The sequence below is a fragment of the Methylomonas sp. LWB genome, assembly GCF_001856095.1.
GTDB classification, from domain to species: domain Bacteria; phylum Pseudomonadota; class Gammaproteobacteria; order Methylococcales; family Methylomonadaceae; genus Methylomonas; species Methylomonas koyamae_A.
The window spans coordinates 181541-193256 of sequence record NZ_MKMC01000100.1; the positions used below are offsets into that span (position 1 = coordinate 181541).

6 protein-coding genes, 2 tRNA genes and 3 rRNA genes are annotated in these 11716 nt (G+C 51.4%); 4 read left to right on the plus strand and 7 right to left on the minus strand.

Annotated elements, in window-relative coordinates:
- Window positions 1-119: 119 nt before the first annotated feature.
- The 3 genes from purB to mtaB all read left to right on the plus strand — a co-directional run bounded on the left by purB (window position 120) and on the right by mtaB (window position 4083).
- On the plus strand, window positions 120-1487 hold the full coding sequence (gene purB / locus BJL95_RS23445) for an adenylosuccinate lyase (protein WP_071160960.1): 1368 nt from the start codon (window positions 120-122) through the stop codon (window positions 1485-1487).
- A 16-nt stretch (window positions 1488-1503) separates the two neighbouring features.
- On the plus strand, window positions 1504-2733 hold the full coding sequence (locus tag BJL95_RS23450) for a nucleoside recognition domain-containing protein (protein WP_071160972.1): 1230 nt from the start codon (window positions 1504-1506) through the stop codon (window positions 2731-2733).
- Between the two features lie 63 nt (window positions 2734-2796).
- The gene (gene mtaB, locus BJL95_RS23455) at window positions 2797-4083 is read left to right on the plus strand and encodes a tRNA (N(6)-L-threonylcarbamoyladenosine(37)-C(2))-methylthiotransferase MtaB (protein ID WP_071160961.1); all 1287 of its coding nucleotides are present in this window, start codon (window positions 2797-2799) and stop codon (window positions 4081-4083) included.
- 48 nt (window positions 4084-4131) lie between these two features.
- On the opposite strand, the gene BJL95_RS23460 is transcribed toward mtaB, so the two are convergent.
- Complete coding sequence (locus BJL95_RS23460; protein ID WP_071160962.1) at window positions 4132-4914, minus strand: VacJ family lipoprotein; 783 nt, start codon at window positions 4912-4914, stop codon at window positions 4132-4134.
- A gap of 91 nt (window positions 4915-5005) precedes the next feature.
- On the opposite strand from BJL95_RS23460, the gene rnt reads away from it, so the two are divergent.
- Window positions 5006-5632 (plus strand): ribonuclease T, encoded by a 627-nt coding sequence (gene rnt / locus BJL95_RS23465; protein WP_064025920.1) that lies wholly within the window; start codon window positions 5006-5008, stop codon window positions 5630-5632.
- 56 nt (window positions 5633-5688) lie between these two features.
- On the opposite strand, the gene grxD is transcribed toward rnt, so the two are convergent.
- From grxD to BJL95_RS23495, 6 genes are all read right to left on the minus strand, one after another.
- Window positions 5689-6009: a Grx4 family monothiol glutaredoxin gene (gene grxD, locus BJL95_RS23470; RefSeq protein ID WP_064025918.1), complete on the minus strand. Its 321-nt coding sequence runs from the start codon at window positions 6007-6009 to the stop codon at window positions 5689-5691.
- A 160-nt stretch (window positions 6010-6169) separates the two neighbouring features.
- Window positions 6170-6285, minus strand: a 5S ribosomal RNA gene (gene rrf, locus BJL95_RS23475).
- Between the two features lie 223 nt (window positions 6286-6508).
- A 23S ribosomal RNA gene (locus tag BJL95_RS23480) occupies window positions 6509-9402 on the minus strand.
- A gap of 292 nt (window positions 9403-9694) precedes the next feature.
- Window positions 9695-9770 (minus strand) — tRNA-Ala (locus BJL95_RS23485).
- Between the two features lie 32 nt (window positions 9771-9802).
- A tRNA-Ile gene (locus BJL95_RS23490) sits at window positions 9803-9879 on the minus strand.
- 60 nt (window positions 9880-9939) lie between these two features.
- Window positions 9940-11473, minus strand: a 16S ribosomal RNA gene (locus BJL95_RS23495).
- Together the 16S, 23S and 5S rRNA genes with 2 tRNA genes alongside form the textbook arrangement of a ribosomal RNA operon.
- Window positions 11474-11716: the final 243 nt, after the last annotated feature.

Here is an 11716-nt window from a genome sequence, read left to right on the forward strand (position 1 = left end):
TCTTTTTTCAACATCCTGCTAATGCATGGTTTGGAAGGCATTTCGAAGTGGCGTTTTGATGAAGTAATTTCAAATACGGAAAATTAATTTTTAAGTTTTATTTTTAGGATATACCAGCAATGACCCAATCCGCCCTCACCGCCATCTCCCCCATCGACGGCCGCTACGCCAACAAAGTCGACACCTTGCGCCCCATTTTTAGCGAATACGGCTTGATCCGTTATAGGGTCGAAGTCGAGGTACGCTGGCTGCAAGCCTTGGCTGCAGAAACCAAGATCGCCGAAGTGCCGGCCTTGTCCCCCGAAGCGACCGCCGCGCTGAATAAAATCGTCAGCAATTTTTCCGAAGCCGACGCCCAAGCCGTCAAAGACATCGAGAAAACCACCAACCACGACGTCAAGGCAGTTGAATATTTCCTGAAAGAAAAGATCAAACACAACACCGAACTGCACGCCGTCAACGAATTCATCCACTTCGCCTGCACCTCGGAAGACATCAACAACCTGTCTTATGCCTTGATGTTGAAGGAAGGTCGCGGCCTGATTCTGGCCGAGATCGACGCCACCGTTAATGCGATCAGGCAACTGGCCTTGGACAGCGCCGAGCAACCGATGCTGTCGCGCACCCATGGCCAATCGGCGACCCCAACCACGGTCGGCAAGGAATTCGCCAACGTCGTGGCCCGCATGCAGCGCCAACGCGAACAACTCGCCAAGGTCGAACTTCTGGGCAAGATCAACGGCGCGGTCGGCAATTACAACGCACATAGCGTCGCTTACCCGGATGTCGATTGGGCAGCGTTTGCACAAAATTTCGTCGAGTCGCTGGGTTTGACCTTCAACCCTTACACGATACAGATTGAACCTCACGATTACATGGCCGAGTTTTTCCACGCCCTGTCGCGCTTCAACACCATCTTGCTGGATTTCGACCGCGACGTCTGGGGCTATATTTCGCTGGGCTACTTCAAGCAGAAAACCGTGGCCGGCGAAGTCGGTTCCTCGACGATGCCGCACAAGGTCAACCCTATCGACTTCGAAAACTCCGAAGGCAACTTGGGTCTGGCTAATGCGATCTTCGGTTTCCTGGCCGACAAATTGCCGGTATCGCGCTGGCAGCGCGACCTGACCGATTCCACGGTGTTACGCAATATCGGCGTCGGCATCGCCCACACCAGCATCGCCATTTCTTCGACGCTGAAAGGCATTTCCAAATTGGAAATCAACCCCGCGTTACTCGACCAGGACCTGGACCAAAACTGGGAAGTCTTAGCCGAACCTATCCAAACCGTGATGCGCCGCTACGGCATCGAAAAACCTTACGAGAAATTGAAAGAACTAACCCGCGGCCAGCGCGTTACCGGCGAAGGCATGCGCGCTTTCGTGGAGAAACTGGAGATTCCAGCCGCTGCCAAGGCCGAATTACTGGCGCTGACGCCGCACAGCTATACCGGCTACGCAGCTGATTTAGCCAAGAAAATCGGCTAATCATTAGGACAAGTTGTTGCTGAACTTCATCTGGATCTTCTTCTTCCTGAGCGCCTTCGCCACCGCCGCCTTCAAACTGCTGGTGCTGGGCGACACCCAGGTGTTTTCCGAGTTGATGAATGCGATGTTCAGCCTGGCTAAGACTGCGTTCGAGATTTCGCTGGGGCTGAGCGGCGTGTTGGCCTTGTGGCTGGGCCTCATGAAAATCGGCGAGCATAGCGGTTTCATCGACTTGCTGACCAAAGCGCTGAATCCGCTGTTCAACCGGCTGATGCCAGAGATACCGAAGGATCATCCGGCACTCGGCGCGATGGCAATGAACATCGCCGCCAACATGCTGGGCTTGGACAACGCCGCGACGCCGATGGGCATCAAGGCCATGCAGGAAATGCAGAGTTTGAATCCGCATCCCTACAAAGCCAGCGACGCGCAGATATTGTTTTTGGTGATCAACACCTCGTCGGTGACGCTGTTTCCGGTGACGATCTTCGCCTACCGGGCTCAGCTCGGAGCTGCCAACCCGACCGACGTGTTCATCCCGATTTTAATCGCCACCTATATGTCGACGCTGACCGGCTTGCTAGCGGTGGCCGCAGTGCAGAAGATAAACCTCCTGGACAAGGTGGTGTTGAGCTATCTGGGCGGTATCACCGCCTTGGTTGGCGGCCTACTGGCTTATTTCTCAGGACTCGATCAGGCCGAGATGCTGAAACAATCGGCCTTGGTCAGCCATGTGATTTTGTTCGGCTTGGTGGTGTCGTTCATCACCGCCGCTGCCCTAAAAGGACTCAATGCTTACGAGTTGTTCGTCGAAGGCGCCAAGCACGGCTTTCAAACCGCCATCACCATCATCCCGTATCTGGTGGCGATGCTGGTGGCCTTCGGGGTGTTCCGGGCCAGTGGCGCGTTGGAATTAATCACCGATAGTGTCCGACTGTTAATTAATGTTGCCGGCATTGACAATCGCTTCATCGACGGCCTGCCGACCGCTTTGATGAAGCCGTTCAGCGGCAGCGGCGCGCGGGCGATGATGATAGACACCATGCAGACTCACGGCGCCGATTCATTCGCCGGCCGGCTGGCATCAGTGGTGCAAGGCAGCACCGAGACGACGTTTTATGTATTGGCGGTTTATTTCGGCGCGGTGAACATTAAACAGATACGCCACGCCGCCACCTGCGGCATCATTGCCGACCTCGGCGGGATGATTGCCGCGATTTTGGTAACGTATTGGTTTTTTGGTTAACGCCTATTGTTTGAATTCGTTGGGTTACGTTTCACTAACCCAACCTACATTTTTAGATATTTCATGCAGATACATTTAAAAACACTCGGTTGTCGCCTCAACGAAGCCGAACTGGAAACCTGGGCTCAAGCCTTTCAGGCCCAAGGCCACGCTATCACCCGCACTCTGAGCGACGCGCAATTGGTGATCATCAATTCCTGCGCGGTGACTCAGGACGCCGTGAAAAAATCCAAGCAAATGATACGCCGCATCCATCGCGACAACCCGCAAGCCAAGCTGGTGGTCAGCGGCTGTTATGCAACCCTGAACGAAACCGAAGTCGCGCAATTGATGGGTGTGGACTTAATCGTAGGCAACCAGGACAAAAACCAGCTGGTCGAAAAAACCCTGACCGAATTGAATCTGGACAGCATGCCGGCGATGTCGACTGAGCCCGGCGAAGTGTCCTTGTTCAGCCGTGGCCGGCAACGCGCCTTTGTCAAGGTACAAGATGGTTGCCGTTACCGCTGTACTTTCTGCATCGTTACGGTTGCCCGTGGCGAAGAACGCAGCCGACTTATTCAAGAAGTGGTCGACGAAATCAATGCCTTACATAAACAAGGCATCAAGGAGGCCGTACTTACCGGGGTTCACCTTGGAGGGTACGGCAGCGACATCGGCAGCAATCTGGTCGAATTGATTACAGAGATCCTGGACAAAACCCAGATTCCACGCCTGCGCATGGGCTCCCTGGAACCGTGGGAACTGCCGGACGGTTTCTTTGGGCTATTCAAAAACCCCAGACTAATGCCGCACCTACACCTACCCTTGCAAAGCGGTAGCGACAGTGTTCTGAAACGCATGGCGCGGCGCTGCAAGACTGAAGAATTTAGGCAAATTGTCGAGCTGGCGAGAACAACGATCCCTCACTTTAATATTACCACCGACATCATCGTCGGCTTCCCGGGAGAAACCGAGCAAGAATGGCAGGAAAGCTATGACTACATAGAGCGCCTCGGCTTCGGCCATATTCATATCTTTAGTTATTCTCCCCGCGAAGGCACGGCAGCAGCGAATTTCCCAGGCCCGGTCGCCCAAGACCTGAAAAAACGGCGTAGCAAGCAATTGCACGATTTGGCAACGATTCTGAAAGAGCAATTCATCATCGAAAACATCGACTCTCTGGCGGATGTACTTTGGGAAGGTCAAACGCAAACGCTAGACAACGGCGATATCCGCTATTTCGGTTACACGCCGAATTACTTACGGGTAGCTTGCGATGTCAACGCCGATACGGCGTTGGAGAATCAAATTCAAAAAGTTCGGTTATCTAAAGTTGAATCCGATTTTATTCGGACTGAAATAAACTGAAAGGCTAGGGACGGCGTTGTGCCGCACCCAGCCTTTTGTAGACGCACTTCAATAAGGATTCGGAGCAAGTGGACCAAAACCATCGTCTTTTTGTTCCTCAAACTTCAGCACATCGTCTTCAGGCACATTGCCATCCTTAATCAAATAATTCCGATTCGAGAAATATGCATCTCTGAAAAACTGGTACCGATCAATCGCTGCTTCGAACGCTACTTTTTCCATTCCCAACAAATCAGCACGGGCATCTATAACCTTCAACGCCCCAGAACCCGTGGAAACGGCGGCACCTATCCAGTTCGGATTGATATAAAAACCAACGTACGTGAAGGGGTTCATCGCCGCATCGCCCACTAACCCAATGACGCCGCGCGGGGAACTAGGGCCAAAGAACGGCAGCACAACATAGGGTCCTGTTGGAACACCCCAGACCCCAAGAGTCTGATCGAAATCTTCGTTATGTTTCTGCAAATCCAACATACTTCCAACATCGACAAATCCGGCGACGCCTACCGCGGTATTCACCAGAAACCGCGCGCTGTCCTGGCCGGTTTGCAAAAACTTACCTTGTAACGCATCGTTAGCGATCACCCCGATATCGTCAATATTACTGAAGAAATTCGTCACCCCCTGATCGACGAAACTCGGCGTAATCCACCGATATCCCTTAGCAACCGGTTTCATGACGTAGTCGTCGACGCTATCGTTAAACGATTGGACGTTTCGATTCCATCCTTCCCAGGGATCCTTGGGATCTTTGCTATTGGTAGCCGCGCATCCGTTCAGCAGGGCAAGCGCCACGGCAGCCAGCCAAACTGTTTTCCCGTTTTGCATAATATTTACCTCGTTAATTGAATATTGTTTAAATCTATCCAAAACTCACGTAACATAACACACAACAGACTTATTTCGCCATTCACGTTCGATGGAAATTACTACCAACCCGCTAGGCAATCGGTTTCGCGGCTATCTGCCGGTCATCGTTGACATAGAAACCGCCGGGTTCAACCCCAAAAAAAACCCACTACTTGAAATTGCCGCCATCATAGTAGAACCGGATGAGCAGGGTTTGCTTCGGATTACCGAAAAACACCAGAGCAATATTATCCCTTTTAAGCATTCTGAATTAGATGAAGCGGCTCTCAAATTTACCGGCATCGACCCATATCATCCGTTTCGGATGGCCGTGGACGAAAAAGAGGCGCTCACAAAACTGTTTACGCCGATCAAAGCCGCTGTAAAACGTAACGAATGTAAGCGGGCCATTTTAGTGGGCCACAACCCATCTTTCGACGTCAATTTTCTCAATGCCGCGATTGAGCGCACGAATTTTAAGCGTAGCCCTTTTCACCCATTTAGTAGCTTCGATACCGCTACGCTTGGCGCTTTGGTTTATGGTCAGACCGTTTTAGCAAAAATAGCACAGGCGGCCGGACTAAGTTGGGATAACGAAAAAGCCCATTCCGCACTGTATGACGCCGAACAAACGGCCGAACTTTTCTGCTTGATAATTAACCGATGGAAGCGGTTAAGTGAACTTGAAGTGATTTAGAGTGATGGAGTCTGCCAATTCCCTCTCCGAAACCGGCAGATTTTAGAAAATCTCGACTACTGCACCGCACCAGCATTAGCCAACATGCTAGTCAGTTCCCCTCTCGTATAAAGGTCGGTTACGATGTCGCAGCCACCGACTAGCTCGCCCTTAATGTACAGTTGTGGGTAGGTTGGCCAATTAGAATAGACTTTCAAGCCTTCACGAACCTCTGGATCTTCAAAAATGTTGATATACGTGTATTTTGCGTTGCAGGCACCCAAAATCTGAACAACCTTGCTCGAAAAGCCACACTGTGGAAACTCTGGCGAGCCTTTCATATAAAGCACGGCCGCATCGCTAGCCAATTGATTTTGAATTCGTTCGGTAACACTCATAGGAACTCCCTTGCTTATCAATTTAAGTTAGGTAATTCTATCAACCTACAGGCTTATTACATAGTATTGTTGACGCAACAAATTGTATTCAAAAATCGAATTACGCAAACGCACAAAAAAGCCCGCCTATTAGATTAACAAGCGGGCTTTTGGTATAGGCGCTTGGCGATGACCTACTTTCACATGGCAACCTGCCACACTATCATCGGCGCTAAGCGGTTTCACTTCCGAGTTCGGGATGGGATCGGGTGGTTCACGCTTGCTATGTTCACCAAGCAAACTGGTTAAGTTGGTTGTTGACCAACTGTCATGCAACAGGTCGGGTTAAGCCGTTTGGCTTAGCCTTCAGGCATTTACTACGCTAACCACCGCGTGTGCGGATATTCGCGCTTACGTGGTTTTGCCTTTGACCTGCTTTTCATGGAAATCTGTATCGAGTTCGTTCTCTTGCGTTGTTTTCAGCGATTGTCTTAGACAACCCAAACGCATTGGGTGTTATATGGTCAAGCCTCACGGGCAATTAGTACACGTTAGCTACGCCCATTACTGGACTTCCACACCGTGCCTATCAACGTTGTCGTCTCCAACGGCCCTTCAGGGGACTTAAAGTCCCAGTGAGATCTCATCTTGGGAGGGGCTTCCCGCTTAGATGCTTTCAGCGGTTATCCTGTCCGAACGTGGCTACCCAGCAATGCCCTTGGCAGGACAACTGGAACACCAGAGGTTCGTCCACTTCGGTCCTCTCGTACTAGAAGCAGCTTCCCTCAAATCTCAAACGCCCACGGCAGATAGGGACCGAACTGTCTCACGACGTTCTGAACCCAGCTCGCGTACCACTTTAAATGGCGAACAGCCATACCCTTGGGACCTGCTTCAGCCCCAGGATGTGATGAGCCGACATCGAGGTGCCAAACACCGCCGTCGATATGAACTCTTGGGCGGTATCAGCCTGTTATCCCCGGCGTACCTTTTATCCGTTGAGCGATGGCCCTTCCATACAGAACCACCGGATCACTAAGACCTACTTTCGTACCTGCTCGACTTGTCCGTCTCGCAGTCAAGCACCCTTATGCCTTTGCACTCATTGCCTGATTTCCGACCAGGCTGAGGGTACCTTCGTGCTCCTCCGTTACTCTTTGGGAGGAGACCGCCCCAGTCAAACTACCCACCAGACACTGTCCCTAATCCAGATAATGGATCGAGGTTAGAACTCCAAACATACCAGGGTGGTATTTCAAGGTTGGCTCCACGAGAACTGGCGTTCCCGCTTCAAAGCCTCCCACCTATCCTACACAAGTAGGTTCAAAGTCCAGTGTCAAGCTATAGTAAAGGTGCACGGGGTCTTTCCGTCTAGCCGCGGGTACACTGCATCTTCACAGCGATTTCAATTTCACTGAGTCCCAGGTGGAGACAGTGTGGCCATCGTTACGCCATTCGTGCAGGTCGGAACTTACCCGACAAGGAATTTCGCTACCTTAGGACCGTTATAGTTACGGCCGCCGTTTACTGGGGCTTCGATCAAGAGCTTCGCTTACGCTAACCCCATCAATTAACCTTCCAGCACCGGGCAGGCGTCACACCCTATACGTCCACTTTCGTGTTTGCAGAGTGCTATGTTTTTGCTAAACAGTCGCAGCCACCGATTTTTTGCAACCGCCTTACGCTCCATCCGCGAGGGACTTCACTTATCAACGGCATACCTTCTCCCGAAGTTACGGTATCATTTTGCCTAGTTCCTTCACCTGGGTTCTCTCAAGCGCCTTAGAATTTTCATCCCACCCACCTGTGTCGGTTTAGGGTACGGCCACTTGTAACCTGAAGCTTAGAGGTTTTTCCTGGAAGCAGGGCATCTATCACTTCGCGTTTCTTTCGAGACACTCGTCATCACGCCTCAGCATATAGCATCCCGGATTTGCCTAAGATGCCTGCCTACACGCTTAAACGGCCACTTCCAACCGACCGCTGATATAGCCTTCTCCGTCACCCCATCGCAGTTACAACTGGTACAGGAATATTAACCTGTTTTCCATCGACTACGCCTTTCGGCCTCGCCTTAGGTGCCGACTAACCCTGCGTCGATTAACGTTGCGCAGGAAACCTTGGGTTTACGGCGAGGGGGTTTTTCACCCCCTTTATCGTTACTTATGTCAGCATTCGCACTTCCGATACCTCCAGCCGACTTCTCAATCGACCTTCGCAGGCGTACGGAACGCTCCTCTACCACTCACGCAAAGCGTGAATCCGTAGCTTCGGTACTATGCTTAGCCCCGGTAAATCTTCCGCGCAGACCGACTCGACCAGTGAGCTATTACGCTTTCTTTAAAGGATGGCTGCTTCTAAGCCAACCTCCTGGCTGTCTGTGCCTTTCCACATCGTTTCCCACTGAGCATAGATTTGGGGACCTTAGCTGACGGTCTGGGCTGTTTCCCTTTTCACGACGGACCTTATCACCCGCCGTGTGTCTCCCGTGCTGACACTTGCTGGTATTCGGAGTTTGCATCGGGTTGGTAAGTCGGGATGACCCCCTAGCCGAAACAGTGCTCTACCCCCAGCAGTGATACACGAGGCGCTACCTAAATAGCTTTCGAGGAGAACCAGCTATCTCCGAGCTTGATTAGCCTTTCACTCCGATCCACAACTCATCCCCTACCTTTTCAACGGGAGTGGGTTCGGTCCTCCAGTGTGTGTTACCACACCTTCAACCTGGTCATGGATAGATCGCCCGGTTTCGGGTCTACACCTTGCGACTCAACGCCCTATTAAGACTCGGTTTCCCTACGCCTCCCCTATTCGGTTAAGCTTGCCACAAAATGTAAGTCGCTGACCCATTATACAAAAGGTACGCAGTCACCCCACGAAGGGGCTCCCACTGCTTGTACGCATACGGTTTCAGGTTCTATTTCACTCCGCTCTCCGCGGTTCTTTTCGCCTTTCCCTCACGGTACTGGTTCACTATCGGTCAGTAAGGAGTATTTAGCCTTGGAGGATGGTCCCCCCATATTCAGTCAACGTTTCACGTGCGCCGACCTACTCGATTTCACTAAAAAAAGGTTTTCGTGTACGGGGCTATCACCCTGTATCGCCGGACTTTCCAGACCGTTCCACTAACCTTATCCTAGCTTAAGGGCTAGTCCCCGTTCGCTCGCCACTACTTAGGGAATCTCGGTTGATTTCTTTTCCTCCGGGTACTTAGATGTTTCAGTTCTCCGGGTTCGCTTCAGTGAGCTATGTATTCACTCAAAGATGACGAGGTTATCCTCGCCGGGTTTCCCCATTCAGACATCGCCGGATCACAGGTTGTTTGCCACCTCCCCGACGCTTTTCGCAGGCTACCACGTCTTTCATCGCCTCTTACTGCCTAGGCATCCACCGTATGCGCTTATTCACTTGACCATATAACCCGAATACGTCTGTATTAAGGTTTTTAGTCGCTGACATGTTCGCTGATGTTGCTTGAGAACGTTTTACGGAGGTTTTGGGCCGCTTTCTTTCGAAAGCCGCTGGCTACCGCCCGCAACTCGTTTTTAAGTATTGATCGTTAGCCGATCAAGACTTAGGTTACAGATTTCCATATTGTTAAAGAGCGTATTGATACGAATATCAATGCTATCGAGCCTTGGGTTATTAACCGAAAAGCTGTATAGCGTTGATGTTGATATCTTGGCTTAAGATCGACGTCACGTGATGGTGGAGCCAGGGAGGATCGAACTCCCGACCTCCTGCGTGCAAGGCAGGCGCTCTCCCAGCTGAGCTATGGCCCCGAATAGATTCAGACTTTCGCCTTTTCGTTAGTTGGTGGGTCTGGGAGGATTTGAACCTCCGACCTCACCCTTATCAGGGGTGCGCTCTAACCAACTGAGCTACAGACCCAGGTGCGTCTTTCAATCGAAATAATTTGTTGTGAGTACGTGTGACAGTGTTCTGTCTTTGTAAGGAGGTGATCCAGCCCCAGGTTCCCCTAGGGCTACCTTGTTACGACTTCACCCCAGTCATGAATCACAAAGTGGTAAGCGCCCTCCCGAAGGTTAAACTACCTACTTCTTTTGCAACCCACTCCCATGGTGTGACGGGCGGTGTGTACAAGGCCCGGGAACGTATTCACCGCGGCATTCTGATCCGCGATTACTAGCGATTCCGACTTCATGCAGTCGAGTTGCAGACTGCAATCCGGACTAGGATCGGCTTTTTGGGATTTGCTGGCTCTCGCGAGTTTGCTGCCCTCTGTACCGACCATTGTAGCACGTGTGTAGCCCTACCCATAAGGGCCATGATGACTTGACGTCGTCCCCACCTTCCTCCGGTTTATCACCGGCAGTCTCCCTAGAGTTCCCGACTTGACTCGCTGGCAACTAAGGATAAGGGTTGCGCTCGTTACGGGACTTAACCCAACATTTCACAACACGAGCTGACGACAGCCATGCAGCACCTGTCTCTCGGTTCCCGAAGGCACCAAGTCATCTCTGACAAGTTCCGAGGATGTCAAGGGTAGGTAAGGTTCTTCGCGTTGCATCGAATTAAACCACATGCTCCACCGCTTGTGCGGGCCCCCGTCAATTCATTTGAGTTTTAGCCTTGCGGCCGTACTCCCCAGGCGGTCAACTTAATACGTTAGCTCCACTACTAAGTTCTTTAAGAACCCAACAGTTAGTTGACATCGTTTACGGCGTGGACTACCAGGGTATCTAATCCTGTTTGCTACCCACGCTTTCGTACCTCAGCGTCAGTTTTAGTCCAGGGAGCCGCCTTCGCCACTGGTGTTCCTTCAGATCTCTACGCATTTCACCGCTACACCTGAAATTCCACTCCCCTCTACTAAACTCTAGTTGCCCAGTATCAAATGCAGTTCCCAGGTTAAGCCCAGGGCTTTCACATCTGACTTAAACAACCGCCTACGCACGCTTTACGCCCAGTAATTCCGATTAACGCTTGCACCCTCCGTATTACCGCGGCTGCTGGCACGGAGTTAGCCGGTGCTTCTTGTATAGGTAATGTCAGTCTACCGGGTATTAACCGGCAGGTATTCCTTCCTATTGAAAGTGCTTTACAACCCTCAGGCCTTCTTCACACACGCGGTATTGCTGGATCAGGCTTTCGCCCATTGTCCAATATTCCCCACTGCTGCCTCCCGTAGGAGTCTGGGCCGTGTCTCAGTCCCAGTGTGGCTGATCATCCTCTCAGACCAGCTATGGATCGTCGCCTTGGTAGGCCTTTACCCCACCAACTAGCTAATCCAACATAGGCTCATCTATTAGCGCCAGGCCCGAAGGTCCCCGGCTTTCATCCGTAGATCGTATGCGGTATTAGCGTGAGTTTCCCCACGTTATCCCCCACTAATAGGCAGATTCCTATGCATTACTCACCCGTCCGCCACTCATCCGGGTGCAAGCACCCTTCAGCGTTCGACTTGCATGTGTTAAGCATACCGCCAGCGTTCAATCTGAGCCATGATCAAACTCTTCAGTTTAATAATGCTTGATACTAAATAAGATTAGCATCCAATCTTGGCTCGACTACAGAACGTCGTTTCTTGCGAATTGACGTGGATTCTCTGCGCCGATAATTTCTAACAGAAACGTATCGCCACACATACCCACACAAATTATTTCGATTCATCTTGTTAAAGAGCCAGAGCATCTCGCCCTGTTGAGCCGACATATTCTACAGAACTTTCAGAAAGTGTCAACACTTTATTTTCGAAGCCAGAAAC